Annotated in this window: 22 protein-coding genes; 10 read left to right on the top strand and 12 right to left on the bottom strand. The window is 62.5% G+C overall.

Annotated elements, in window-relative coordinates:
- Positions 1–12: 12 nt before the first annotated feature.
- Positions 13–546: a conjugative transfer signal peptidase TraF gene (traF, locus tag GN330_RS22170; protein ID WP_156715722.1), complete on the bottom strand. Its 534-nt coding sequence runs from the start codon at positions 544–546 to the stop codon at positions 13–15.
- Positions 543–3,851, bottom strand: coding sequence for a Ti-type conjugative transfer relaxase TraA (traA, locus tag GN330_RS22165; protein ID WP_343041060.1), 3,309 nt, complete (start codon positions 3,849–3,851; stop codon positions 543–545). The genes traF and traA overlap by 4 nt, the downstream gene beginning before the upstream one ends.
- Positions 3,852–4,099: 248 nt before the next feature.
- Here traA and GN330_RS22160 point away from each other — a divergent pair, with 248 nt between their 5' ends.
- From GN330_RS22160 to GN330_RS22140, 5 genes are all read left to right on the top strand, one after another.
- Complete coding sequence (locus tag GN330_RS22160; protein ID WP_156715718.1) at positions 4,100–4,348, top strand: TraC family protein; 249 nt, start codon at positions 4,100–4,102, stop codon at positions 4,346–4,348.
- Positions 4,341–4,631, top strand: a complete 291-nt coding sequence (traD, locus tag GN330_RS22155; protein ID WP_156715716.1) for a conjugal transfer protein TraD — start codon at positions 4,341–4,343, stop codon at positions 4,629–4,631. Before GN330_RS22160 ends, traD begins: the two co-directional genes overlap by 8 nt.
- A complete protein-coding gene (gene traG, locus GN330_RS22150) occupies positions 4,552–6,483 on the top strand; it encodes a Ti-type conjugative transfer system protein TraG (protein ID WP_156715714.1) in 1,932 nt (643 codons plus the stop codon). The genes traD and traG overlap by 80 nt, the downstream gene beginning before the upstream one ends.
- 550 nt (positions 6,484–7,033) lie before the next feature.
- The gene (locus tag GN330_RS22145; protein ID WP_156715713.1) at positions 7,034–8,374 is read left to right on the top strand and encodes a DUF4365 domain-containing protein; all 1,341 of its coding nucleotides are present in this window, start codon (positions 7,034–7,036) and stop codon (positions 8,372–8,374) included.
- Entirely contained in the window at positions 8,371–9,828 is a 1,458-nt protein-coding gene (locus GN330_RS22140) for an argonaute/piwi family protein (protein WP_156715711.1), read from the top strand. The genes GN330_RS22145 and GN330_RS22140 overlap by 4 nt, the downstream gene beginning before the upstream one ends.
- A gap of 110 nt (positions 9,829–9,938) precedes the next feature.
- On the opposite strand, the gene GN330_RS22135 is transcribed toward GN330_RS22140, so the two are convergent.
- The 9 genes from GN330_RS22135 to GN330_RS22095 form a co-directional block, all read right to left on the bottom strand.
- Positions 9,939–11,324, bottom strand: a complete 1,386-nt coding sequence (locus tag GN330_RS22135; RefSeq protein WP_156715709.1) for a Fic/DOC family protein — start codon at positions 11,322–11,324, stop codon at positions 9,939–9,941.
- Entirely contained in the window at positions 11,324–11,614 is a 291-nt protein-coding gene (locus GN330_RS22130) for a hypothetical protein (protein ID WP_156715707.1), read from the bottom strand. The genes GN330_RS22135 and GN330_RS22130 overlap by 1 nt, the downstream gene beginning before the upstream one ends.
- A 156-nt stretch (positions 11,615–11,770) precedes the next feature.
- Positions 11,771–12,082, bottom strand: a complete 312-nt coding sequence (locus tag GN330_RS22125) for a DUF736 domain-containing protein (protein ID WP_156715705.1) — start codon at positions 12,080–12,082, stop codon at positions 11,771–11,773.
- Positions 12,083–12,499: 417 nt separating this feature from the next.
- A complete protein-coding gene (locus GN330_RS22120; RefSeq protein WP_156715823.1) occupies positions 12,500–13,423 on the bottom strand; it encodes an ArdC family protein in 924 nt (307 codons plus the stop codon).
- Positions 13,424–13,788: 365 nt separating this feature from the next.
- Positions 13,789–14,376, bottom strand: a complete 588-nt coding sequence (locus tag GN330_RS22115) for a hypothetical protein (protein WP_156715703.1) — start codon at positions 14,374–14,376, stop codon at positions 13,789–13,791.
- Positions 14,377–14,866: 490 nt separating this feature from the next.
- A complete protein-coding gene (locus GN330_RS22110) occupies positions 14,867–15,220 on the bottom strand; it encodes a hypothetical protein (RefSeq protein WP_156715701.1) in 354 nt (117 codons plus the stop codon).
- On the bottom strand, positions 15,217–15,846 hold the full coding sequence (locus GN330_RS22105) for a DUF7007 domain-containing protein (protein ID WP_156715699.1): 630 nt from the start codon (positions 15,844–15,846) through the stop codon (positions 15,217–15,219). The genes GN330_RS22110 and GN330_RS22105 overlap by 4 nt, the downstream gene beginning before the upstream one ends.
- Positions 15,843–16,316, bottom strand: a complete 474-nt coding sequence (locus tag GN330_RS22100) for a hypothetical protein (RefSeq protein ID WP_156715697.1) — start codon at positions 16,314–16,316, stop codon at positions 15,843–15,845. Before GN330_RS22100 ends, GN330_RS22105 begins: the two co-directional genes overlap by 4 nt.
- A 90-nt stretch (positions 16,317–16,406) precedes the next feature.
- On the bottom strand, positions 16,407–18,122 hold the full coding sequence (locus tag GN330_RS22095; RefSeq protein WP_156715695.1) for a ParB N-terminal domain-containing protein: 1,716 nt from the start codon (positions 18,120–18,122) through the stop codon (positions 16,407–16,409).
- Between the two features lie 450 nt (positions 18,123–18,572).
- Here GN330_RS22095 and GN330_RS22090 point away from each other — a divergent pair, with 450 nt between their 5' ends.
- From GN330_RS22090 to GN330_RS22070, 5 genes are read left to right on the top strand one after another with little or no spacing between them, the layout of a single operon-like run.
- Positions 18,573–19,364 (top strand): helix-turn-helix transcriptional regulator, encoded by a 792-nt coding sequence (locus tag GN330_RS22090; RefSeq protein ID WP_156715693.1) that lies wholly within the window; start codon positions 18,573–18,575, stop codon positions 19,362–19,364.
- Positions 19,351–21,996, top strand: coding sequence for an AAA family ATPase (locus GN330_RS22085; RefSeq protein WP_156715691.1), 2,646 nt, complete (start codon positions 19,351–19,353; stop codon positions 21,994–21,996). The genes GN330_RS22090 and GN330_RS22085 overlap by 14 nt, the downstream gene beginning before the upstream one ends.
- A 3-nt stretch (positions 21,997–21,999) precedes the next feature.
- On the top strand, positions 22,000–22,920 hold the full coding sequence (locus tag GN330_RS22080; protein WP_156715689.1) for a hypothetical protein: 921 nt from the start codon (positions 22,000–22,002) through the stop codon (positions 22,918–22,920).
- A 3-nt stretch (positions 22,921–22,923) separates the two neighbouring features.
- Entirely contained in the window at positions 22,924–23,433 is a 510-nt protein-coding gene (locus tag GN330_RS22075; RefSeq protein ID WP_197435280.1) for a hypothetical protein, read from the top strand.
- Positions 23,417–23,995: a poly-gamma-glutamate hydrolase family protein gene (locus GN330_RS22070; RefSeq protein WP_156715686.1), complete on the top strand. Its 579-nt coding sequence runs from the start codon at positions 23,417–23,419 to the stop codon at positions 23,993–23,995. Before GN330_RS22075 ends, GN330_RS22070 begins: the two co-directional genes overlap by 17 nt.
- A 152-nt stretch (positions 23,996–24,147) precedes the next feature.
- On the opposite strand, the gene GN330_RS22065 is transcribed toward GN330_RS22070, so the two are convergent.
- On the bottom strand, positions 24,148–25,527 hold a 1,380-nt coding region (locus GN330_RS22065), incomplete at its 5' end, for a C-terminal helicase domain-containing protein (protein WP_281349470.1).

The raw sequence follows: 25,527 nt of genomic DNA, 5'->3' as shown, positions 1-25,527 counted from the left end.
GCGTGCAGGAGACTACGGCGTGAAGGTGAGGACTTCCCGTGCGAGGCCAAGGACGCCGGCGGCCGGAAGCGGCCCAAAATATCTTGAATCATAGGAACCAACGAAATCGGAATGGAGAAACAATTCGCCCTCGGGCACGACGCCGCCCGTCCAGGGGGCCATCGGCCGTCCCTCGGCGTCACGGGAATGAACAGTGGAAGCTGGCAACGGCGCATCATCAATGATGACCTGGCCCTCGACACGGATGGACTGGCTGGCCAATGCGACGACGGTCTTGATGAGCGGTGCGGTCCCGGCCGGACACAGCCCGCGCGGCAGATATCCGCGCTCGCGGGCAAGATCGACGGAGGAACCGGCAGGCGGGCAGATGAAGATACGGTCGCCGACCGCAATCGGTCGGTCCAGCGTTTCTATTTGCCAAAGGCCCAACGGATATGAGGGTGTGACGTTCACCCGATAGCCGCCCCATGTGAAGGCTGCCGCCATCGAACCGAGGAGGACGGTGCCGGCGCCGATGATCGCAAGCGCCCTGCCCTGTCTCGTCATCGGGTCATGCCCTGATCGCGGATTTGGCTCTCGGCCCGGGTCTGCTGCTGCGCCCGCTCGTAGGCCGCAACGCGCTGCGCGGCACTGAAGCTCGGCCAGGCTGCGACCAGTTTGGAGCGGTCGCCCTCGGCGACTTGTGCCGCGGCTGCGTCATAGGCCGGACCCTTGGCCTCTTTCGAGCCAAGGAAGGCCCGTTCTCCAAACCGCTGGTCGAGCGCCTTGTTGAGCTGGTCAATCTCTGCCTTCACCATTTTGTCGGCCAGGGTAAAACCGAGCGCGGCCGAAAGGTCGTTGCGATCGATCGCATCGCGGATGCGGTCAAGCACGCTCTGCGCCGAACCGGACAATGCAGGAATGTCGACCCGGCTGCGGTCGCGCTCGCGCGACAATTCGACGGTGCGAAGATCTCCGATCTCGGCGCGTAGCCGCATATAGCGGGCAAGGTTGTCCCTGAGCGCCGGAACGTTGTTCAAGGCCCGCTGTCGCTCGGCCTTGGCCTCCGATGAGGCAAACATGCCGGTCTTGCCGCGCATTGCACCGAAAGCCTCCGGATCGCGACCGAGCTGGTCGACGATGCGGCTTTGCGCTGCCCGCCTTTCCGCTTCATTGGCGCCCATGATTGCGGAAAGGTTCATCGCAGTCATCGCACCATCGGGCTTCTCATAGACTTGGGCAACGCGGTCGCGAAGCTGGGTCCAGGCATGGGTGAGTGTGGCGTCTGATTGCAATTTGGCCTCCACGAGCTGCGGGATGGATTGGGCCCAGGTCGCGATACCGCGAATCCAGGGCTGGGAAACGGACGAGGCAGTCGCGGTCGCCGCAGCCGCTGCCTGACGATCGGCGGCACGGTCGAACCGCCCGATGAGGCTTGAGAGCCTGGCAGCGGCCGTCTCGAGCCGATCGCGCTGCTCCCTGATCCAACGGAGCTGGTTTTCGATCAGGGCTTTCGCCACGCGCGCGCCGTAGAGACCGCGACTGTTGGCATAGGAAAGCGCCTGTTCGTAGAGCTTCGATCCGGCGAAATCGAGTGTTGTGTCCTTGGCCCCACGCTTCGACAGGTTCTGGATGAGCCCGCCCGCCTTCTCGAAAGAGCGGCGTCCGTAATAAAGCTTCACGTCATGGCGATGCCGGGTCATCGCCACATAGGTCAGGTGCCGGTCGAGCGAGAGGGTCGCGAGCACCTTCACCCGATCGATGGTGGCGCCCTGCGATTTGTGGATGGTGGTCGCATAGCCATGATCGACATTGCGATAGAACCGCTGGTCGATGTCCACCCTTCTCTTGTCGTCTCCGATCTCGGCGACGAAGCGGCCCTTCTCTGCCTCGACAACGCGACCGATCATGCCGTTCTTGACGCCAAGCGAACCCTCGTTCTTCAGGAACACGATCTGGTCGCCAGCCACGAAATTTCGCATGCCGTCTTTCGTGCGGAAGGCGTGGCCTTGCTCGATCAAACCACGCTCGAGAAGCGCGCCGCGTGCCAGCTCGTTCAGTGTCCGCACGTCGCGGCGAAGATGCGCAAGGATCAGGCTCGATCGGTTCGGGTCGTAGTCTGCAATCCAGTCGCGGACGAGCGCACTTACCGCCTGGTCCTTCAACTCCATGCCGACCAGGCGTCCCTGCCCCTGATAGGCGGAGATCGCCGCTCCAATTTTGCCTCGGGCAAGATCCATCGAGGCAGCGCGCATCCATTGCTCACGCTGCCGATAGATCGTGCCGAGCTCGGCATAGCCGACGCGATCGGCAAGCGAGCGGAACGCAGCGCCCGCCTCGATCGGCTGCAACTGATCGGCATCGCCGACAAGAACAAGCTTGGCGCCGGCATGGGCAATGGCCGAAACGAAGTCCGCCATCTGGCGCGACGACACCATGCCCGCCTCGTCCATCACGAACACGGTCTTGTTGTCCAGGTGAAGACGGCCGCGCTCCCATTGAAGTTGCCAGGACGCCAGCGTTCGCGAGGCAATGCCCGCTTCCTTCTCCAGCCCCTCGGCGGCCTTGCCCGCAAGCGCCCCGCCGACAACGCGATAGCCCGAAGCCTCCCATACTTCGCGCGCTGCCTTCATCATCGTTGTCTTGCCGGCGCCCGCGCGGCCGACGATGATGGCAAGGCGCTCGTCGCCGGTGATGCGTTCCAGGCCGATGCTCTGCTCGTCGGAAATCTGCGCCTGGCCGGCAATGACTTCGGCCCGCGCGCTCACTGAGACGCCGAACCGGCCATTCGTCGCGAGATGCTCGGCCTGGTTCCCCATCTCGGCTTCTATGCGGATCATGTCACGCGTCGCAAAACGCTCCGGCAGTCGCTCGCCGGTTTCCGGATCGACCCCTTCCGCCTCGATCTTCACGGCTTCCGGGCTTCCCATGACGCGCGCCAACAAGTTCGCGAACTGGCCGGGATCATCGACATAGCGGTGCAGATATTTGGCGACGTCCCGCTCGTCGAAGACGCTCTTCTCGCGCGCGATCGCGTCCAGTATGATCTCCGGTCGGCGCTCTATCCGGCGTGCATTCTCGCGCCGCGTTTCCTCGTGCAATGCGAGCCGTTCAAGCCTGGCCGCGCGCCCTTCAGCCTCCGCCTCCCGCTGAATGTTTTTGCTGGCAACCCCGATATGCGTGGTCGGCTCCAGCTCGATACCGCGCTCGGCATAGGAGCGGCCATCGATACGAATGTCATGGCCGTTCAATTCGAGATGCTTGTTCTGCGCGGCGTACCAGGCCTCCCGCAAAGCGAGGAAGTCCGCCTTGTCACCAGCCCAGAGCTTGTAAATGATCTGACCGGACTTCGAGCGGACCGGACGTCCGTCCTCTCCGATCACGGGCACTTTCTTGCCGCCGAATCCCTCTTCAGTCAGCGGCCGCAGTGTCGTCATCAGATGCACATGCGGATTGCCCGGCGCATCGTGATAGACCCAGTCCGCGACCAGCCCGCGCGTGCTGACATGCTCGGCGACGAACTCGCGCATCATTGCGATATTCTGCTCGGTCGTCAGCTCGCGCGGCAGAGCCAGAATGAACTCCTTGGCGAGTTGAGCGTCCTTGCGGGTCTCGAACGCCTCCACCTTGTTCCAGAAGGCTTCGGATGCGCCGGCAACCGAGCGATCGGCAACAAGTGCTCTCGCCCAGTCCGGCGCATCGGCCGGCAACACGAACTCGTCATGCACCATGCCGGGCTTGCGCGAGAAGTCGGCCACCCTGCCCTCGCGCTCGTTCTCCATGCGGGCGCAATGGCGATACGCGGCCGCCGCGACAGCGCTGCGGCCTTCGCCGCGGCTGATCAGTTGGGGCGTGAAGTGCGTGATCGCCACGGGACAGGTGCTTTCTCGATCCGAACGCGAATGCAGTTCGGTCGAGCGCGGTCCCTCCCGGGGGCCGAACGCAGCAACGTTGCTTGAAACGTATTACTGCGCCCTTGGACCGTTCTTCCGAACGGCGGGATTCTTCCCGCAATGCGTAGGCTTCGCCTACCTGTGGTTTTTCGCAGGGTGCGCTGCGCGCACGTCCAATGCGACTCTCCGCATCGCATTGACCATCCCCGCAACCGGAGAACCAGCCGATGAGACGACCCTCCTCCCGCATCCGCGAGGAAATCGAACGCCTGCAGGAGCAGCTGAAGCTTGCCGAGACCAAGGAGGCCGAACGCATCGGCCGGCTCGCGCTAAAGGCCGGATTGGGCGACGTGAATGCGTCCGACACAGAGCTGGTCGCAGGCTTCGAAGAGATGGCAAAGCGATTTCAAACGAGAACGAAGCAGAAGGCATCCGAGCCGGCTGCTCGCTCTCAAGCGGACGCTTCTGATGCATGAACGCCGCTATCGGGCGTCACAAACGGAAGCCCGAAAGAAGGATGCGCGCGAGAAGATCCAGCTCGGCGGGCTCGTCGTAAAGGCGGGGCTTCGCAGCGAGGATCGCGCCGTCATCCTAGGCGCACTAGTCGAGGCTGCCGGGCAGCTCGGAGACAAGCAAGAGCGGGCCCGATGGGCAGCAATCGGAAAGGCGATATTCGACAATGACAGCAAAGAAGCTGATGCTGCTGGCCGCACCGGCATTGATGATGTTGGGGATCGTGCTCGCGCTCCAGGGGATTGAGACCTGGCTTGCGTCATTCGGGAATTCGCCGGAGAGTTATCAGACGCTTGGGCGGATCGGTCTTGCCCTGCCCTATGCAGCTGCCGCCGCGATCGGTGTCATCTTCCTGTTCGCCGCGAATGGCTCACTTGCAATTCAGTCGGCCGGCCTCGGCGTCCTGATCGGCGGCCTTGCCGCCGTCGCCTTCGCAGCGTTGTCCGAGATGACGCGCCTGTCCACCTTCGCCAGCCATGTGCCCGAAGGAACGATATTCTCCTACCTCGACCTCTACCCCATCGGCGGCGCGGCGACGGCCTTCGTCGCCGGCATGTTCGGATTGCGGGTTGCGCTGCGCGGCAATGCCGCGTTTGGAGCGACAGGTCCGAAACGGCTCTCCGGCCGTCGCGCCATCCATGGCGACAGCCATTGGATGAACGGCGCCACAATCGCTCGTCTCTTTCCTGAAAGCGGCGGTATCGTGCTCGGCGAACGCTATCGCGTCGACGAGGATGCCGTCGCCGGCATCAACTTCGATCCGCGCCGCAAGGAGACGTGGGGCAAGGGAGGAAAGTCACCGCTGGTCTGCTTCGACTGCGGCTTCGGCTCGACCCACGGCATCGTCTTCGCTGGTTCCGGCGGTTACAAGACCACCTCCGTGGTCGTGCCGACCGCACTCAAGTTCAAGGGCTCGCTGATCGTCCTCGATCCCTCGACCGAGATTGCCCCTATGGTCGCCGCGCATCGCGAGGCGCATGGGCAGGACGTCCTGATTCTCGATCCGAAACGCCCCGACATCGGCTTCAACGTCCTCGACTGGATCGGCCGCTTCGGCAATGCGCCAGAGGAAGACATTGCCTCGGTGGCGGCCTGGCTGATGTCGGAGAAGCCGCGCGTCACCTCTGGCGCTGACGATTTCTTCCGCGTCTCGGCCGAACAGCTCATCACCGGCGTCATCGCCGACGTGATGCTGTCCGATCCGGACGATACGCAACGCGAACGGTCGTTACGCGTCGTTCGCGCGCGGCTCGCCGAGCCGGAAGAAACGCTCAAGGAAAAGCTCGCCGATCTTTATCAAAGCTCGACCTCCCGGTTCGTCAAGGAGGTCATCGCCCCCTTCATCAACATGACGCCGCAAACCTTCTCCGGCGTTTATGCGACCGCCGCCAAGGAGACGCACTGGCTCTCCTACGACAGCTACGCAGCCATCGTGTCGGGCAACACTTTCAGGACCGACGATATCGCCAACGGGCGCACGACGGTGTTCATCAACATCGATCTGTCGACGCTCGAAAATCATCCCGGCATGGCCCGTGTCATCATCGGTGCGTTCCTCAAGGCAATCTACAATCGCAACGGAGACATGCAGGAACGCGCCCTGTTCCTTCTCGATGAGGCCGCCCGCCTCGGCTACATGCGCATCATCGAAACCGCCCGCGATGCTGGCCGCAAATATGGCATCACCCTGCTGATGCTGTTCCAGTCACTCGGTCAGATGCGCGAAGCCTTTGGCGGCCGTGATGCGACCTCCAAGTGGTTCGAGTCCGCGTCCTGGGTGTCGTTCTCGGCCATCAACGATCCGGAGACAGCGAAGTACATCTCCGAGCGCTGCGGCATGACCACCGTGGAGGTGAACCAGGTCAGCCGAACCTCGCGCGACATGGGTTCGTCCCGCACCCGCTCCCAACAGCTCTCGCAACGCCCGCTGATCCTGCCGCATGAAGTCACCCAAATGCGCGCCGATGAGCAGATCATCCTGACCGGTGGCAATCCGCCGCTGCGGTGCGGTCGCGCCATCTACTTCCGCCGTCCGGAAATGGCTGCGCTCGTCGGCAAGAGCGGTTTTCAACCGAAGACGGGAGCGGCTGGATCCTAGCTAAAACGGAAGCCGTCCCGCCCCCGTTTACCACAAGCTCGGGGGCTTCTCTTCGGCGCAATGTGGGAAGCGCGTTCAGCCCCCTCGCCTGCTCCGCTTCGCTCCGCCCCGCCGTTGGCGGTGTGGAAAACAGGGACGGCACGGGGCTCTGTATCTTGGCCGCCTGACGTCGGCCGCTCACACAACTATGCTCGCTGACGAAAAGGGTTCCTTCAAGCATTACGACAACGCCCACATGGGTGGCTGCCAGCAAGGACTCTAAGTATGATTTCGGTATTCGGACCGTTGCTGACCATTGCCGAACGGCGGGTAGGGTGACGGCATGATTGTAACAGACGTGGCGATCTCCAACGAGAAGGTCTGCTTGCGTCGAAACCACCCCCTTCAGATACGCGAGAGATCGAAGCCGAAAGGCGGCAGACGCCGCAAAGCGGTTCCTTCACGACAGCCCGGCCGCGTAGTGACGCGCGCTGCTGTGAAATGTGGGGATGCGGAAACATAACGGGAACAATCTGCTCGCAGGCAGCAGGAAAGCGCCTATACTCGCGCCATGAGCAAGAGAATCACCGACAACCAGGTTCTGGGTGAACTTGGCGAGACTGCGGTCAAGAAGATCGTGCTCGAAACAGGATTCATCTATGAGAACCGTGGCAGGCTGGAGGCCGGAACCGACGGCCTGATTGAGTTGCGCGATCCGCGCAGCGGCGCCCCGCTTGGAAAACTGTTGGGCGTCCAGGTGAAGGCGACGGCAAGGGGCCAGTATATTCGGGAGACCGACCGCCAATTTGAGTATGTGCTGAAGGCAGACGATCTCGCCTATTGGCGCAGGTACAACATCCCGGTCATCATCGTGCTGTGGCGACAATCCGACGGATCCGCGTATTGGAAGGATGTGACAGACAGCCTGCGCGGTGATGAGCGCCGTCTTCGGTTCGACAAGGACGAAGATGTATTTGGTCCCGGTTGCGCCGACCGCCTGGCCGCTTTGACGATCGACCGGCATACGCCCGGTGTTTATCTCCCGCCTCTGAATACGGGCGAGAACGCCATCATGAACATGATGCGTATCCGGCCGCCGGACGAGATATTCGTGGCCTCGTCACCGTTCGGCACAGGCAGAGACGCCATACCTGATCTGCTTAAGCAGAAGAACACGCGCTTCGACTGGGTCATTCGCAAGCGGCGTTTTGTATCCTTCTTCGATCCGAGAGAGTTTGGAACAAGCGCCATTGTCGACCTCGATCAGGTCGAAGCGGTTGAGACCGCGCTCTTCACCCAGAACGATGATCCCGATGACACGAATGACACGATCGATCTCTTGCGCCGCAGTGTCGTGCGCCAGATATCCGGCCAGATCAGCCATCTTGCCAAGGAGAGGCTGTTTTACTTCCATGCCCTGGGGGTCAACAAATCGCGCCGCTACAAATACGCCTCAAGCGTGAAAGACGCATCGGCCAGGGTGGTGGGCTATTATCCGAACAAGAAATTTCCCGACAAGCCGGGCTATGTCCGTCACCACGCCGCGAACTTTCGCTTTGAACGGCTTGGCGATGAGTGGTTCATCGTTATCGATCCGACGTTCTATTTCACGCGCAACGGGTTCATTCCGCATCCTTTTCCCGGCGCATTGCTGGCCGGGAAGAAGCGGCTCGAACGTAACGCGGCGGTGCGTGGGCAAGTCATCATGTGGCAAAGCCTTCTTGCGGAAAGCGCCGTGCAAAAAGATGACCTCTTCGAGAAAACGGGCGCAAACGATCATCTCATTGGTTTCGAGCATTTGCCGTTGATAGAACTGGCGCAGGCCGTTCCTGAAGATACGTGGAACCGTACCGACCCTCGAGCCAGGGAGATGGAAGCTGCGGACCTGTTTGAGGAAGGGCTGTCCGCATGACATTCAGGACGCGCGTGTTCGATGAACCTGTTCTGGAATTCGGCGACGGCGGGCAGCATTGCGATCCGCGGCAGGGCTTACGCGAATTCGGGCCGCTTCAGCCCCGTTCGGGTGAAGTGGTGCGCGTGGGCGTGATTGGCACCGACGATACGGTCGCGGGGTTCACGGAGTTTCTTGATGAAACAGGACGGGGCATCGAAAGTGAGGGCAAGCAGCTGATCAACCTGAACCCGGACTTTCCGGGTCTGGGCAATCAGAATCCGTTTCGCTGCAAGTTTGAGGTGCCGGATGGTGCGGCAGGTACGCTGTCTCGCAGCCAGGTCAACGACATCCGGGCCATAGGCCGGCATGACGAGGCCGTGCGCCAGGCCGTGGAGATGATTTCGCAGCAGTTGACTGCCCTGATCGAAAGCAGCGTCAAGCCGGACGTCATCGTCCTAGCCTTGCCCGTTGCGTTGATCGAAAAGCTGGTGAACGCAAAGAGCGAGGAGGGAGAGGCAGCGGAGGATGAAGACGAGGATGACAGGGACGGCCTGCTGAATTTTCGTGACCTGCTGAAGGCAAAGACGCTGCACCTCGATGTGCCGACGCAGATTGTCTGGCCTGATACATGGGACGACGCTGCCAAGATCCCGCGCAAGGTGAAACGTGGCAGCAACCGCCAGACGCAGGCCAAAGCAACCCGCGCCTGGAATCTGCTGAACGCTCTCTTCTACAAGGCGGGAAAGGTCCCGTGGCGTCTGTTGCCGGATGATGCGGGCCTGCGGACCAGCTTTCTCGGCATCGGCTTCTACCGTGACGTTGATGGCCAGCAGCTCTGGACCAGTACAGCGCAGATGTTCGATGAGCGCGGTCGCGGTCTCATTCTGCGCGGCGCCCGTGCGCAAACGGAGTCTAAGGGCCGTCATCCCTATCTCACGGCTGAGGATGCCGATGACCTGGTGACCCAGTCGATTGCTGCCTATAAGGCCCATCACCGTCATGTCCCCGCGCGTATCGTCATCCTGAAGACCTCCAGGTTCAGGGCGGAAGAGGCTGAAGGAATCGATGCCGCGCTGCACCGCGCCGGAATCGACCTCAGCGATCTAGTCTGGGTCCAGGAAAGCTCGCCGATCGCCATTTTTCGCGACGGGAATTACCCGGTATTGCGGGGCACCTTTGTCGATCTTCGAGGAAAGGGTCTGCTCTACACGCGCGGCAGTGTGCCGTACTATGGCACGTTCCCGGGACTGCGGGTTCCGCGTCCATTGTTGCTGGTGCCGCACGAGAACTGCGACAGCGCCATCACCAAGATTGCCGGAGAGGTTCTGGCGCTGACCAAGGTCAACTGGAACAGCACGCAGTTCGACCAGAAACTGCCTGCGCCAATCAAGGCGGCGCGGGAGGTCGGGCGTATCCTGAAGCATATTGAATTCGGAACGGCGGTTTCGCCTGATTTCCGCAGATACACATAATCCCTTCTACAAGTGGAAGTGCGACACAAAGGCGAAGTCCAAGGAGGTTGACCGACCGCGCACGGCCGGTCGACAGGCATAGCTGAATGCCTCGTCCAGAGGGTTTGAAACTATCGGATAGGGCCACCCCTATCGAGAGACCGTAATTGTGCCCTGGTGCGCACCTGAGCCTGGGCCCTGTCGAGCGCTTTCAGTACGCCTCTCGCTTCCTCGAGCTGCTTCTCATCGACGCCGTGCCTAGTGGCAAGTGGACCCAGATTCTTGCCCGAGCGCAATGCGGCCAAATCATCGCCGAAACGGCGCTCGAATGCGCTCGTAGTCTGCCGCAATTCGACCTTGAGGTCGGGCGAGAGCACATCACCCCGATCAAGCGCGCTCATGAGCTGATCGCTCGGCCGCGGGACCTCCACGCTCGCCCGCCGCACTTCGTCATGACGGTGCTGCTGCATCGTCTGCCGGATACCATGCACGATCTTGAGGTAACTCTCGGCGATCCCGCGAAGGGCGGACTGTGCAGCGACAGCGTTGCGATGCGCCTCCCGCTCCTGCCGGCTCGCAAGAATGGCGCCCTTGCCCGCGAGCGGCCCGAACCGTTCTGGGGCATCCCGCAGCTCCAAAATCATCTGCCGATCGCCGATCTCGCCGTCAAAAGCGGCACTCCTGATAGTTTCGACCACCGGCCGGTAGTCGGTAAATACCGTCTTTGCCGTGGTGACAAGGCGTTTCATCGCCTCGGTGGCGCTTTCGGAAGCGGCGATCCGTTCTAGCAGCTCGACCTTCGGAACTTCCGTGGCGAGGGTCCGGCCGGGAAGCAATGCAGCCCGTTCTACCTGCCCAATGTCGGTGCGGCTTTGGGCCTCCATCCGTGCCTGGCTCTGCTCGCGCGCATGTTCGCGTTGGCGCGCGTCGGTGAGGATGCGTGTCAGATAATGGGTTTCACCATGGGTGCCGACCACCAGCGCGTGACGGACATATTCAGCATTCGCACGGATCAACTGACGGTCCAGCGCGAAGCCCTTGGCCGCCGCAAACTGGTGCATGAAGGTCATAGTCGTGCGCGTATTGCCCTCCCGGAACGGATGGACCTTCCACACGTCGATGATGTTGCCTGCAAATGCGGCCATGTCCTGCGGCCGGGACAGGTCCCTGAGACCCGACCAGTCGCGGGCATTGAGTTGCTTCAGGCAGTGCTCGGCCTGGAGGCGCGCCAGATGGAACGGCGCGTACTCGACACTGCCGCCGCCCAGCTTCTCCTCGGCCTTGACCATATCGATGCGGCGGATTTCGCCGGCGAACGGATACACCGGGGCAAAGATGCGCCGGTGTATTTCCAGCAGGTGCGCGAGTCCGAATTCGGCTTTGACCGGATTGTCGTACAGACCCTTCAACGTCTTCAGGGTTTCTCGACGCTCCTTGCTATCGAGTTTGGCCTGATCCCTGATGTTGAAATGATTGATGAGGACTGTGGTGCCCGGGTAAAAATATGGGTCACTCATCAAGCGGCACGGGCACGCCTTGCTTCGACATAGGCATCGCCCAGCTGATCGCAATCCGCTTCGCTCAACAGCCCGGCCTCTTCACACAGGACGAGGAACTGTTCGAAGAGGTTCGGCTCGTCTCGCGACACAGCCATTGCCGAAAGCGCAGCCTTGTGACCATCGGTCAGCATCGCTGCGACGATAGGCTCAAGCTGTGTCTGGTCGAGGGTCTTGATGACCTGTTTGGCAAGCCGCAACGCGTGCGCGCGATCCGCGACAACGGGGCTTTCCACTAGCGTTGAGGTCATGCTCCAGGCTCCAATAACTTGCTCTTTTGTATAGCCGAAATTCGGCTCGAAAGCCAGTCTCGGCGGTCCTTTCACAGCTAAGGCCGGACATCCCTTTTGACCGCGGCGTCAAGCATCAGGCCCCGCCCGGATGGCGGGGCCCTATGCTGGTGGCGCTCAGTCCCGGTTCGGTCTGGACCAGATCAGCTGCAGGCCTTCCTCGCCTTCCACCTCGACTAGGGTGGCATAGATCGGAGCGGGGAAGCTCGGATCGTCCAGCTTGACCGAGAGGTAGTCGCGACCCTCGTTGGAGGTCTTCTGCCAAGCGGCGCCCAGTTCGACGTTGGCTGCCGCGAAGATGCGGAAGTGCGGACCTTTGTCGGAAGAGTTCTCGACGCGGACCAGCTTGGCCTTGACGTTGAGGTTGAGGGTCTTGATCGTGCCAGTGAAGCCGTTGCCAGTCGAGGTGAAGGTGCCGATGGTAGCCATTGTCTCGTTCCTTTGTTTTCTCGGGCCGCGACCATCGCGACCTCGATGGCGGTCGACAGACCGGAGGCGATCGACACGCACCCCGAGGGGCCGGAATGAAATGGAGGGCGGCGGGAAGAGACTTTCTTGATCCGCAAGGAATGGACGCGCAGCGGCCAGGGGAAGAAAGTCGAGACCGACGTTGCGGGGATAAGAGCGAGACCGAGCGCAGCGAGATCGCCCTTCGGTCAGACCAGCCACATCGAGGACGCAGGTGGGCGTGCCCGTCGCAGAAACAACCGGAATGAAGACGGGCGTCTCTTCATCGGCATCACCGCCTGGGTCTCCGTACGGCGAGAGGCGCCCATCCCCATCCCGGCCTCCCATCATACACCGGCCCACGGCGGAGTTCCCTGACGGCAACGGTCGGCCTTGGCATCAGGCCGCCTCCGCAACCCTGGCCGCCGGCTGAAGACCATGCAGGTAGGTGGCTGCGCGTTGCGCATGCGCGGCGGCCGAGAAAATGAAACGCTTCTCGTCGGAGAGCACCTCGAGCCAGGACTTGAGGTAACTGGCGTGGTCCGGCCGCGGCTCGAGCTCCGGCACGATGCCGAGGTCCGCGCAGAGGTACACCGACCCCAGTTCGGCGATCAATTCCTCGCGGCTGCGTTCGCTCCGATCCTTGTGGTAGCGGCTGAGATCGCGGTTGACCCGGTGGACCGGAGCTGTCCAGTGGATGGTCTCGTGCGCCCTGACGGCAACGAAGGATTCCGCATCGCGGAAGCTCTCGAAGACCGGAAGCTGGATGTGGTCGGATGAGGGCGCGTAGAACGCCTTCGTGCCTCCATAGACGACCCTGGCGCCTGTCGCGTCGAAGAACGTATCGGCGTGGGCAATGCGCGTGGCGGGATCGATCACCGGCTGCGGCGCACCATAATAGTGATCCGGCAGTCCCTCGATCTGGTCGACATTGAAGACCGAATAGGCCTCGAGGAACGGGATGCCGCGCTCGACCTCATCGCCACGCTCGTCGGTCTCGGTCCTGGTGAACTGGCTGGCATAGACGACGGTCGAGCCGGTCTCGCCCTTGCGGACATGCCCGCCAAGCTCGACCGATTGCTTGAACGTCATCCAGATGGGCGAGGCGAAGCCTCGTGCGACGGCCTCCGACCACAGGAGGATCACGTTGATGCCCTGGTAGGGCGTTCCATTGTGGCGCAGCGGCCGCGTAATGCGACCGGCGGTGTTGGCAGTACTCCAGGGCTTGACCCACGGACGAACACCCTTCTCCAAATCCGCGACGATGCGGTCGGTGATCTTGGCGTAGATGTCGACACGGTGTTTCTTGTCTTTCCTGTTCATCATCAGAACCTCCATTCGAGGCCGCGCCGATCGCGGCCGTCACGAGGTCCGACCGCGGAGGACCGCAGGTTCGCGAACCCGGGAGGATCAATCGGAAGAAGGAGAGACGTCGCAGCCGGGCCGGAACGACAGTGGAGGACGGCCTCGCCGTTTCGCGGAGCGAGGACCGGAGCAGGGCCACCGATCGTGACGGCCGCGATTGCGCCGGTATCGCCATGGGTCTTCCTGCTTCCCTCATTACCTCTCGGTCCCGCGCAAGCCAGCGGCGTCGGCCGCAACATAGAAAAAAGGCCGACGCCCCATTGGGTCCGGCCAGCGAAGAAACGGACAAGGAAAGGGCGGAGCCGAAGCCCCGCCCGTATCGGCTATCCGAGAGCGGCCATCTGGAGGTCGGCGGCCTGCCGGCTGACGGTCTGGCCGGGATTATCGGCCTGGCGCTCATAGGGCTTCCAGCTCTCGCCGACGACGTGCTCGTAGGCCGCGACCATGCCCTCGGCCGCCATGCGCAGAGCGTGGGCCTGGATACCCATGTCGGCAGCGAACTCGCGCTTGCGTTGGGCGGCGCTGTCGAACCCGACCGGGCCGTCGCGATCCTCGTCGCGCATGTCGTTGGCGAGCCGGGCGGTCGCGTCCTTGGCCTCGGTCACGGCCTTGGAGTAGAACTGCCCCGCTCCGAAAGCGGACCCAACATAGGAACCGACGATGCGCTGGAGATGGATCTGCATGGCCTTATCGGAAAGACCCTCGGAGAGGGCGTCGGCGCTCTCGATCAGGGTGCGCTCGTGGAAGTCCCGGATACCGTCGCTGTCGAGGACGGCAAGTCCGAAGCTCTCGGAAATGAGTGCGGACTGATTGGCGTCCGGGCAGCACAGGCGCACCATTTCGAGGGTGGTCCCCTTGCGGAGTTGGACGACGCGAGCCTTGGTCTTCGTGGAGCGGGTTGAACTGGACATTGAGCCTTCCTTTCTAGCGATGCCCTTTGGGCGATCCGGCCCGGTGCCGGTCTTCCCTGCGGGTGCGGTCGAAAGGAACCGGCGGAAGCTGGACGCTTCAGGGTCCGGGGCCTGCCAGGCGAGCAAGGTTGGCTTGCGGGCAAGCGGGGTCTGCGACCCTGCGCGGGACGCGGGCCGGCCTTGCCGAGATCGGCGGGCGCCGGCCGCTCCGCGGCGCGATAGCGGCCTTGAAGGGGCCAGCCGCTGGTTCAGACCGCAGCAAACCCGCCGGAAAGACCGGCACGGGGTCGGTCCCATGAGACTGGCTTGCGAGAGGATCTCCGACAGATCAATCCGCTCCGCCGGCATCACGACCGGACAGCCGCCACAGGGGCTCTACTCGGACATTGCCCGGCTACCCGCACAGCCCCGCCACACGTTCCGACAGGGCTGCCCTCCCGATCGCAGGTCGGGGCACGCGGAATCGCGCATGGAGATGCGCTGCAACGGATCAGGCCGCGCGGAGGCCCGCCATATCCGGCTCCGGATCGGCCTCCGACAGACCGTGGCGGCGGCGGAAGGCGGCGATCGCCGCATCCTGGCGGGCGAGTTTGCGTGTCAGCCCATCGACCTCGCGGTGTCGGGAGAAGGCCAGCTCCGACAGCGTGGCCTGGTAGAGCTGCTCGTCGGCATGGCTCCATGTCGACCTGGACTTCCGGTAGTCGCGTGATCTAGCGCGGAAGGTGGTGATCAGGCGCTCCGCACGCGCCACGATCTGCCGCTCGATCAGCCGGAGATGGGCATGCGTCTCCCGGCGGGCAGCTTCCATGCGCGCCAGCATGGCGATGTGCTCTGCAATCGTCATGACGCGGCCTCCAGCAATCGTTTAGATGTGGACGTGAGGGATCTTGGCCAGGCGTCGGGATACCAGTGCCGGATTGTCTCCTCGGCGCACCGCTTCTCGAAATCGGTGAAGAGATCGGGAAAGGCCTTCGCAACGGCCGCCCAGCAGCAATCCTCCTCGTAGAAGCAGTCGGCGCTCCTCAGAAGGGGATGGATATGAGCATTGCGGTCAGGGTCGAGATGGAACCCGCCATAGCTCGGGGTCGAATGGCAGACGATGCCCTCGGCATAGTGCGTGGCATGATCCGATAGCCCCCAGGGGGTTGCGTGCCGAGCCGGGATGCTGCGACGGGCCAATCTACGCAATTGCCGCTGATGCTCCGCATTCTCCTCGACACGGGCACGGAACGCCGCCTTGCCGTCGAGCTGCCCGCCGTGACCATAGAAGCTGGACTGCTTCCATTCGTAGATGGGCAGAGGCAGCTTCCAGGCATGGCCGAGATAGTATTCGCCGTTCTGGCGAGGGATCATCGCAAAGGCATTCTCGCCAACCAGCGCCGCGAAGAGGCCATCGCTCGTTCGCCCGTAATACACTTCCGGGAATCCGGAGGTGTTGTCGGTCATTGCCTCGGATTGAGGGGCGTTCATGCCGCCCTCCCCTCGACGACGTCGGCCGCCACGGTGTTGGCGGATACGTCCTCGAGCACAGCGTTCGGATATCCATGGGATTGCAGCCAGACCTCCGCGTCCTGGCGGCTGGCGGCAAGATGGACGAGTTCGGCGCCCTCGCCGGCACGGTCGAAGACCCGGACCGAACCCGATGCGGGCCGGGAGGTCACGACGAATTTAAGACCGCAATCGACCGAAAAGCTCTTGTGGACGCGCAGGACGATGACGCCGCCGCTGCCATAGTCGCCTTCATGCAGCGTGAAATGCGCGGGAGATGAATACTGCGGAGTCTGCCGGGCTGGCGTCTTGCCGATCAGGCGGCCGCCGCCATTGGCGCTTTCCCATGCCGAGAGTTTCTTGCGATGGCGCTCCGGCGGGCGCGGTGCCCCGTCGGAGTAGCGGATGATGGAACCGAGCGGGGCGAGATCGTAGATCAGTTGAGCGGACATGGTGGTCTCCAATGCTCATGGTGGAAACGGAACCGCCGCCGGCGCGACTGCCGACGGCGGGGATGGTTCGGGATGATGTGGATTGGCGGCCTATTCGGCGGCGACACGCCAGGCTTCGGTGTTTTCGACGGTGTCGTGGTCATCGACCGGATGATCGTGGGCGGAGGCCTCGGTCTGATCGCCGTCGAGCTCGTCGACTTCCGGCACGCTGCCCTCGTCATCCTCGTCCGGCGCCGCATGCCGGGTCGCCCAGCTCGTCAGCTCAGCGACGTCGGGCGCGAACAGGGCCGAAGGATGGACGAACGTACCTTCCTTGAAGTGCTCGACAAGGGCGGCGCGGGTATCCTTCACCCGGGCCCGCGGCAGGACCGGCGTGCCCTTGCAGGACGCTTCCAGTGCCGGCCGCGACAGGCACGACATGAACTCGTCCGAACCCATGTTCGGCAGGAAGCCGTCGGCGCCAATGGTGTCGCCGGCGACCCGAGCGACGATGCCGCTGTTGGTGCGGTTCTCCCGACACGAGAGGACCTCGATCAGAACCTTGCGAGCGGCCTGGTGGAGCGTCTCACGGTCGTAGTCGAGCCTGCCGCCTTCCCCGAAGAGAAGGGCTGCATGGCGCTCCAGCCGCGCGTGGCCATACACCGTGTCCGAGGAACCGGAATCGACCGAGACGTTCCTGCCTGCGAAGGCGAGAATGAGCAGCGCCATCAGCGTGTCCTCCTCGATCGGCGCGCGGGCAAGAGCGTCATGGAGGGCGTCGGTGCGGAAGTCCCCGATCATCTCGATCCCCTTGCGCGTCACGTCCGGGCGGGACTTGGCCACGACCGTTGTGTCGCCGGCATCGTCCGACGCGGCCCCCTTGCCGTTCGGCTTCTTTACCTCGGGCATGCGATAGGCCACTGTCTGCACCTTGCCATCGCGGTCGAGATACATAGCGGTATGATCCGACTTGCCGGGCTTGCCATAAATCCGCTCGGCCTTGGGCGGCAGTTTGGCCTCGCCCCACTGGCCGGCCTCGACGATCACGCCGCGCTTGGGCAGATGGTTCGTCATCCACTCCTGCTGTGCACCAAGGAACGCGTCGACATCGGTCGTATAACGGCTGTCCTCATCGGCGGGGGCGAACAGATCCTCGACCCATGCGATGCCGTAGGCCTGGGCCAGATCGTCGCCGAAACTGGCATGTTTGGCGAACATGCGGGTCCTGGTCAGACCCTGCGCGACAGCCCACCATGAGACCTGCGGATCGGCCTTGGACGGCTTGTGCTTCTTCCAGATCTCTTTCTGATCCTCGAGCGCGGCGGAAGCGATGGTACGAAGCTGGCGCTCATCGGGCATGTCGCCCTTGGCCATCTGATCGAGCATGGCCGGCAGCACGTTCGCCAGAAGCCGCAGCTTCTTGATCTGGCGGACCGGCAGCGCCAGCGCGATGGCGATCGCCTCCTCGGTCCAGTTGAGCGCGACCAGGCGCTCGATCGCCCGCCACTGGTCGACGGGATTGAGCTGCTCATGGGCGAGCGTCTCGGCCAGCGAGCGCATGGCGCCGCCGTCCTCGGAGCGCTCGATCACTAGCACGGCGATTTCCTCAAGGCCCGCCGCGATCGCCTGCTTCACGCGGCGATGCCCGGCGTCGATGACATAGCCGTTGCCGCCATCGGTTTCCGGCGCGACGACAGGCGGCTGCACGATGCCGACGGCCTTGATCGTGGCAAGCAGCAGGGCGTCCGCCTGCGGGCTGGACTTCGAACGCCGTGCCTTGTCGGGATTCTCATTCAGCGCACGCGGATCGACAAACTTGAGTTCCATTGGGATGCTCCGTTTTCGGGGTTGCGGACCACGCCGGTCGCGGGTCCTTCTCCGTCTTCTTTCCGAAGACATCCCCCGGCCCGCGGAGCGGACGGGCCGGTGCAACTGCCTGTCGAGCATCCCTGCTCGGCAGGCCAAGCGGGGCTATCAGCCCTGCGAAGGACGACGCGGCCGGGATCGCGAGCCAGGCGGTTGAGCGCCAGCGTCAGCGGTGCGGCCGATCCGCGAGGAGGGTTTCCTTTCCCTCCCGATTTCACCAAATTCCGTCTCCGCTTGGAGGGTCCGGAGAGCTAGCCGCCGGAGTGGCTCGCGCAGCTGATATGGGAACGAGTGGCGCTATATTATCCACGAGCGGGCTCTTGCCGCCTATTTGCCGTTCGCATGCCGATCGTCTGCCTCCCGTTTTGGCCAATCCCGATGTAGGATGGTGTCAAGTGGAAAGAGGCACATATGAAGAAATACACCCAAAAGGGAGCCACCATCAAAGAGTTGCGTGAGGGGCTCGACCGTCTGAGCACGCAAAAGGAGATGGCAGCAGAAATCGGCGTCAGCGAACGCATGCTCCGCATGATTGAAAACGACAACGCCGCTATTCCTATCACGACGGTCGACCGATTGGCCAAAGCACTTGGCGTCCGCCGCGAGCACATCATTTTTTCGGAAGGAAGACCGGCGGAAGTACCCTCGCCGCTACCCGTTCCTCCTTTCCCGCAAATGGACTCTGCCTCAGAGGAGCCGCCGCAGATCATTCCGCGCTTCGATTGGGATTATGCCTACGCCACATCGAACGAGACGCGCCTCTACCACGAAGCATCGCATTCCCATGACCTCGTCACGGCAATCGAAATTGCGCTGACCGAAGAGACTAGCGCCTACGCGGAAGAGCTGTTCGAAATCCTTGGCGGTCTCACGTATGCGAAGAGGGACATACTGAAGGATATCGAGCCCGGGAAAGAGATCGCGCTGCGCCGGCGCATCCGCCAGCTTCTCGTCTTGCTGAAGGGCAACGATGTCTGGGCGTATGAAACGTCGTTCTTCCGCCGCCTTCCCGAGCGCATGACACTTCCGCCCGAGTGCGAAGAGCACACGCTGCAGAGCAGGCTGCTTGTCGCCCTCGCACCTCCGGGAGAGTATGGAGAGACGTCTTTGCGCGTGAATATCGATCACGGCCAGCCCTTTGTCTTACTCTCCTTAAAGTCACTCAAGGCTAGGTCGGGGCGGGGTGAGGATGCAGGGGCTTAAGGACGAAGCGCCTACGATTTCCGCGACGCCGGACCTTGGGCAGGTCTTCGGCGAGAGCGACGCATTTGCCGAGATCTTGGCATGGTCGCGCGATCGTCCGGTATGGCAGCGGGATGCGCTAAGGCGCCTTGTTGCCGGCGGGCCGCTTTCCTCCGACGACCTGGACGAGCTGACAAAACTCTGCCTCGACCCGACTCTTCCGCATGAGTTTTTGTCTGGCGATCACGTCTCCGCACAGCAAACCACGGGCGCACCGATTTCCCTGCTGCGTATCGAGAAACCAACGGGCATAAACGCTCTCGCCCCCGACCAGATGCTCGAATTCTCCAAGACCGGCCTCACGGCAATTTACGGCGACAACGGTTCGGGCAAATCCGGCTTCGTCCGTATTCTCAAGCACGCGTGCCGGACGCGTGACCGCGGGGTGAAGATTCTCAGGGACATTGAAGGCAGTCCTCAGGCGCCGCAGTCGGCAAGCCTGGCCTATGTGCGTGGACTGGTCGAGCAGAGCTTCGCATGGACGCCCGATACGCCGGCGAATCCCGATCTGCCGTCAATCAGCATCTTTGACTCGCGCAGCGCAAACGTCCACGTCGAGAAGACCAACGCGGTTGCTTACATCCCGCAGCCGATGCAGGTCCTCGAAGGCCTCGCCGGCGCTTGCGACAAGCTGAAAAGCAATCTGGATGCCAAGCTCGCCGAGCTGTCTGCCCAGACGCCGCTTTCAATCAGGAACTCTAAGCTCCATCCGGCCACGGCGGCAGGTGCGTTCGTCCTCGAACTTTCCGCCACTTCGAATGTCGTCCAGCTGGATCTGCTCGCAAAACTCTCCGACGACGAAAACCATCGGCTGATCACGCTCGAAGGCGATCTTGCACAGGATCCGCAGCGCGCCTCGACGCGTCTTGCCCAGCACAAGAGCCGTCTCGACGATGGTGCTGCAATGCTGAAGCGGCTTGCGGAAGCGGCTTCTGCAAACGCCTTTCAATCCCGCGAGAAATTGAGGGGGGAACGCGACGCTGCTGTTTCGGCCGCTCGGCTTGCGTCTGATGACTTATTCTCGGCATCGCCGTTGCCACATATCGGTGAACCGACATGGCGCGCGCTCTGGGAGGCTGCCCGGAAATACTCCGATGACGTGGCCTACCCTGAAAAGCATTTTCCGGATGAAGAAGGCCATGACGAGCTTTGCGTGCTTTGTCAGCAGCCGCTGGGTGATGAGGCAATCAAGCGACGCAACGCTTTCGAGGGTTTCGTGAAGAGCAGCACGCGCGCGGAGGAGGAAGCCGCCGAGTTGCGCTTTCGCGCGTTCCTGACAGACGCACGCCAGGTGAGGATCGACATGAAATCGATTCTCGAGCTGACCAGATTCATTGATGGTGATGTCGGCGACGCGGAACTTGCGATTTCAGTACGGAGATGTGCGTTGATCGCAGCCTGGCGACTGCGCGCGTTGCTTCGAGAAACCGCGGAGCCGCAGCAGCTAGCGTTCTTGCCGGAAGCCGAGCTCGCCGTTGCGTCAGCTTGCTTAGGAGCGCGGGCGGCCCAACTGGCGGCGGACCACGGCAGCCCCGAATATACAGCCCTGCTGGATGAATATCGGGAACTCAAGACACGCGAGGGGCTTTCGGCGCTCGTGCCCGACCTAAAAGCGGAGATCGAGCGGCTCAAGGTAGCGCGGGAAATCAGGAAGGCCATCAAGGATACGGCCAAGCGCGGCGTTACGGACAAAAACAAGGACCTCTCGGATCGCATCGTTACCAACGCGCTTCGCGGGCGGTTCGCCCGAGAGATCGAAAAGCTGAAGCTCGCGCGCATGCCCGTCGAGCTGAAAAAGATCAAAGACGCAGCGGCGGTGTCGTACTTTCAGGTCACACTGGTCGAGAAGCCGGACGAGCCGGTCGGCGATATTTTCAGTGAAGGCGAGCACCGCTGCGTGGCGCTCGCGGCATTTTTGGCCGAGCTAGTGACCGCGAAGCAATATTCCGGCATCGTCTTCGACGATCCGATGTCCTCCCTCGATCACATTCATCGGAAGGGTGTCGCAGCCCGGCTTGTCGAGGAATCCGCGCACCGGCAAGTCGTCGTTTTCACGCACGATCTCGCGTTTCTTTTCGAACTGCGCCGGGAGGCGGAGGCGAAGGCGATGCCGATCCACTACCAAACGGTAGCTCGCAAACAGAGTCGTCCGGGCTTCGTTGAAGCCGAGCTTCCGATGAAAGCGAAGTCCGCGTGGCAGTTGGGCCAGGCGCTCCGGTCCGAGCTGAAAGCGGCGAAACCTCATTTCGATGGTTGGGCCGACGCCAGGCGGACGATCTTCGCCAAGGGTATCATCGAGCAGCTCCGCGAGTCGTGGGATCAAGGCATTGCCGACTTCATCTTCCCCGTGCTGGGCAGGTTCGACAATGCGATCAGGGGAACGAGCCTGTTCAAGCTAGCCGTTCTCGAAGAAGCGGACGTGAAAACCGTCACAGCCGCGCGCGGTCGTCTCTCCGAAGAACTTCACGCGACGGCGGAAACGCTGAACCCGGAAACCGTCACGCATGCGGACCTTCTAGACGAGGTCGTCAAGCTGGAGAGCTGGCTCACAAGCATTGCCGATCGCCAAAAGGACGCCAAGAAGCCCAGCTGAGCCATGACATCCAGAGCTGCAGACGACACCCCCGCAATAGAGGACGAGACGCTCGCGCTGAAGCTGGGCCGCATTGAAGCTTGCTCGATGCATATCCGGGACGATCTCGGCCGCAATCTGCTTCACGCTTACGTGGCTTGCCTCAGCGCGGCGGAACTGCGCACCGCCACACTCCGCTATCTTGAAGCGGATCAGGTGCTCATACGGGCGCTCCGAACACGTCTTATCCGCGTTGGGAACGATGGCGGCAACACGAGCGAACTCGACCGATTAAGCGCGGACCTGATTGCGCTGCCGGCCAGGGGCCGCCGCATAGGCCCGCGAACGGACAGCCTGCTTTCGGCCATCTATCCGTTCCTTTCGGTGGAGGCGCGGAAGGCAATCCTCGATCGTTGGTTTGATCGAGGAAACAAGGCTGCGGCCGCACGTTGGCTGAAGGCGATGGCGAATGACGCATTGCTGCTCGATGTCGAGCTCGCATGGGGCGAATGGCAAGCGAGCCGCGATCCATTGCCAGCGAAAATATTCATTCAGCACGCTGCGGGCACGCGCATCGCCGAGGCGCTTCCCGAGCTCATCGCCCATGCCGCGGAAGGATGGCTCGTCAGCAAAGCCGTGCTTAAGGCGCCCACGATCTCGGAGGAATCCTGGCGCTCGATCAGGGGAAAATTTCCGGCAACCTATACTTATCTTTGCGCGAAATTGCACCGCCCGCTGACTGAGGCGGAAGCGCTCGCCATCGTCGAGGAGACAACCGGAGGCCCGTTCGGCGATCGCGGTCTAGCCATCTGGTCGATCGGCCAGATGAAGATGATGGGAGTCCTGGACGAGCTATCGGCGCGCTACGACGAACTCCTGAAGCAGGAGATGGAGATGTTTCTACACGGCAGCGCTCCCTTGCACGGCGCGAGCGATCGGGATTGAGATATGCTTTGGGATCAGAAGGGCGTTCCCCAGAAAGGATGGACCTGTGAGGGCGTCACCGACCTCGGCTTCCCCGACGGACAGTGCGAAATGTGCGGGCGGGCGGAAATCCGCTACGTCCACCACATGGCCCACGAAGAATATCAGGATGGGCTCGATGTAGGCTGCGTCTGCGCGGAAAAGATGGAGGACGACTACGTCAATCCGCGTCGCCGCGAACAGGATCTGAGAAACGTGGCCGGCCGCCGGAAGCGGTGGCTCACGCGAAAGTGGAAGGTGTCGCAGTCAGGCAATCCTTACCTCAAAACCGATGGCTTCCACATCGTCATTTACCCACTTAGCGACGGCTCTTGGGGCGGCAAGATCACCGAGCTCGGGACCGGGGCCGCGGTTACGAACAGGAAGCGCTATTTGGACGCCAACAAAGCCAAGCTCGGCGCGTTTGATGGTGTGATCTTCCTCAAAGGAAAAAGGAAAGGCCCTTCGGGAGGAAGCAATGGCGCGCAAGGATAAATACGGGAGCTACGAAGAGCTCAGCCAGAAGGAACGAGAGAACGTCGACTACAACGTCACTGCGCGGCCTGTTGCCGGCGGCAAGGTCGCAATCGCGGCGCCCCATGGGGGCGGGATCGAATTCCACACCGCCGAGCTTGCGGAGTCGATTGCCGGTGACGATCACAATTTTTACGCATTCAGGGGCCTCAAAAAAACGGGCAATCGCACCCTGCACCTCACCTCTCATCGGTTTGACGAGAAGCGGGCGCTGACGCTGATCGAGTCTTGCGAGAAGGTGATTACCATTCATGGTCTCGAAGGAGACGCACTGTCCCTGCAAGTCGGCGGTCGCGATGCTGAATTGCGGAGCCGCGTTCATGAAGCACTGCGCGCTGCCGGTTTTGACAGCAACGTCGTGACGGAAGGCGAGTACGCCGGCATGGAACCGCAGAATATCTGCAACCGTGGCAGCACCCGTGCCGGGGTACAGCTCGAAATCTATGCCGGCCTTCGGCAGGCGCTGAAAGACAACGACGACGCCTACGCCAGATTTGTCGACGCGCTTCGCTCCGCGCTGTAGGTGCCGAGTCGTCGATCTCGCTCGTTTCGACGTGGGCTCGGTTGCTGCCGCAAATCGGCGTCCAGCCGGTCAGCTACCCGCTTCTTGCTCTTTTGTGTTGTAAGCACATGATCCACCGCTTTCGGCAGCCGGCGAGGTTTCTCAGATCCTGTTCACGCCGCCCGGCGAGTGCCACCTTCAGCTACCCCAACCACAAGGCCGGGATTGTTATCCGTGCTGGCGGCGAGATCGGCTTCGAGATGGGCCAACTGCTCCCGCTTCAACTCAAGCTCGGCCTCGAAGGCAAAGGCTTCGCCAATACGTGGCTGATAGGACGCTACACGCCGGCGGGCATCCTCCTGCCGACGGCGGTAATTGTCCTGCTCGCCCTCGAAGTTCGACAGAGCATGCTCGAGGCGAGCAATCGCGCCGAGCGGCGTGACCGTGACGGGAAGCTCGGTCTCGTAGTCGGCGCCGGTGCGCATCAGCATGGTGGTGTAGCGATATCCGTCCCGACCGAAGAGCCCGCCTGAGAACTCCAGGTCGAAGCCACCGATCGAGCCTATGACCGTGTCACCCTCCTGCTGGAGCTGAACCAAGGTCAGGATTTCCTTCATCAGTGCGCGGCCGGCGAGCTTGCGTTCGCGGAACGCATCGCCTGTCACCGTCATTGTGAAGGCATCGCCGGCGGTCGGCACCAGGCGCGCGATGTCCTGTCCGATTTCGGCAATGCGCCGGCCCGACAGCTCGATCTCGCGCTCCGCCTCGCGGACCTGACGACGGATGGCGTGCTGGTCATCGATATGAGCGGCATGGAGCCGGTCGAGACGGGCGATCTCGGCCTCGAGCCCCGCCTTCTGCATCAGGCGCTGATCGCCCGATGCGATGGCCTTGGCCATTGCGAACTGGTTAGCCTGCCCCTCCCCCATGTCCTCCAGGCGTCGAATGGATGTGTCCCCCGAGAGAGCCGCGGCGATGAACCGGGCCTTGCGCTCGTTGTTCTGCCACATGGTGGCGTCGAGCGAACCGAGCGTCGCATACGCAAAGAGCCCGATCTCGTCGTGCTGGTTGCCCTGGCGGACGATGCGGCCTTCGCGCTGCTCGATCTGGGACGGCAGCCACGGCACGTCGAGATGGTGCAGCGCCTTCAGCCGCGCCTGCACATTGACGCCCGTGCCCATGGTTTCAGACGATCCGATCAGGATACGGACCTTGCCGGCATTGAAGTCGTTGAACAGCCGCTGCTTGGCCTCGGACTTCTTGAAGTCCTGCATATAGGCGATTTCTGAGGACGGCACGCCGAGGCGAACCAGCTCGTCGCGGATCCAGCGATAGGCCGAAAAGCCGCGGGAGGCTTCGACATTGATAGTGCCGAGATCGGAGAAGATGAGCTGGCCGGCGCCGGGCTTGTCGAAGGGCTTGCCGTCCTTGCGGAGATATTCGCTTGTCGCCGTCTCCTGCCAGATGCGAAATGTGTTGCGGACAAGCGCGTTGAGCTTGTTGCCGTCCTCGCTATCCATGGCCGGCATGACCAGGCGCAGGTCGATCGCGGC

It is taken from the genome of Nitratireductor arenosus, from assembly GCF_009742725.1.
In the GTDB taxonomy this organism is placed as follows: Bacteria; Pseudomonadota; Alphaproteobacteria; order Rhizobiales; family Rhizobiaceae; genus Mangrovimarina; species Mangrovimarina arenosa.
Note: the sequence above shows the minus strand (reverse complement) of the source record. Positions and strands in the feature narration are given on the sequence as shown.

Excerpts from the sequence above, each read along its gene's own strand:
- GN330_RS22095 (WP_156715695.1), bottom strand. The coding sequence starts at position 18,122 with ATGGAACTCAAGTTTGTCGATCCGCGTGCGCTGAATGAGAATCCCGAC.
- traF (WP_156715722.1), bottom strand. The coding sequence starts at position 546 with ATGACGAGACAGGGCAGGGCGCTTGCGATCATCGGCGCCGGCACCGTC.
- GN330_RS22070 (WP_156715686.1), top strand. The coding sequence starts at position 23,417 with ATGGCGCGCAAGGATAAATACGGGAGCTACGAAGAGCTCAGCCAGAAG.
- GN330_RS22090 (WP_156715693.1), top strand. The coding sequence starts at position 18,573 with ATGAAGAAATACACCCAAAAGGGAGCCACCATCAAAGAGTTGCGTGAG.
- GN330_RS22110 (WP_156715701.1), bottom strand. The coding sequence starts at position 15,220 with ATGACGATTGCAGAGCACATCGCCATGCTGGCGCGCATGGAAGCTGCC.
- traG (WP_156715714.1), top strand. The coding sequence starts at position 4,552 with ATGACAGCAAAGAAGCTGATGCTGCTGGCCGCACCGGCATTGATGATG.
- GN330_RS22115 (WP_156715703.1), bottom strand. The coding sequence starts at position 14,376 with ATGTCCAGTTCAACCCGCTCCACGAAGACCAAGGCTCGCGTCGTCCAA.
- traD (WP_156715716.1), top strand. The coding sequence starts at position 4,341 with ATGCATGAACGCCGCTATCGGGCGTCACAAACGGAAGCCCGAAAGAAG.
- GN330_RS22125 (WP_156715705.1), bottom strand. The coding sequence starts at position 12,082 with ATGGCTACCATCGGCACCTTCACCTCGACTGGCAACGGCTTCACTGGC.
- GN330_RS22160 (WP_156715718.1), top strand. The coding sequence starts at position 4,100 with ATGAGACGACCCTCCTCCCGCATCCGCGAGGAAATCGAACGCCTGCAG.
- GN330_RS22100 (WP_156715697.1), bottom strand. The coding sequence starts at position 16,316 with ATGTCCGCTCAACTGATCTACGATCTCGCCCCGCTCGGTTCCATCATC.
- GN330_RS22145 (WP_156715713.1), top strand. The coding sequence starts at position 7,034 with ATGAGCAAGAGAATCACCGACAACCAGGTTCTGGGTGAACTTGGCGAG.
- GN330_RS22075 (WP_197435280.1), top strand. The coding sequence starts at position 22,924 with ATGCTTTGGGATCAGAAGGGCGTTCCCCAGAAAGGATGGACCTGTGAG.
- GN330_RS22085 (WP_156715691.1), top strand. The coding sequence starts at position 19,351 with ATGCAGGGGCTTAAGGACGAAGCGCCTACGATTTCCGCGACGCCGGAC.
- GN330_RS22120 (WP_156715823.1), bottom strand. The coding sequence starts at position 13,423 with ATGAACAGGAAAGACAAGAAACACCGTGTCGACATCTACGCCAAGATC.
- GN330_RS22135 (WP_156715709.1), bottom strand. The coding sequence starts at position 11,324 with ATGAGTGACCCATATTTTTACCCGGGCACCACAGTCCTCATCAATCAT.
- GN330_RS22080 (WP_156715689.1), top strand. The coding sequence starts at position 22,000 with ATGACATCCAGAGCTGCAGACGACACCCCCGCAATAGAGGACGAGACG.
- GN330_RS22130 (WP_156715707.1), bottom strand. The coding sequence starts at position 11,614 with ATGACCTCAACGCTAGTGGAAAGCCCCGTTGTCGCGGATCGCGCGCAC.
- GN330_RS22105 (WP_156715699.1), bottom strand. The coding sequence starts at position 15,846 with ATGAACGCCCCTCAATCCGAGGCAATGACCGACAACACCTCCGGATTC.
- GN330_RS22140 (WP_156715711.1), top strand. The coding sequence starts at position 8,371 with ATGACATTCAGGACGCGCGTGTTCGATGAACCTGTTCTGGAATTCGGC.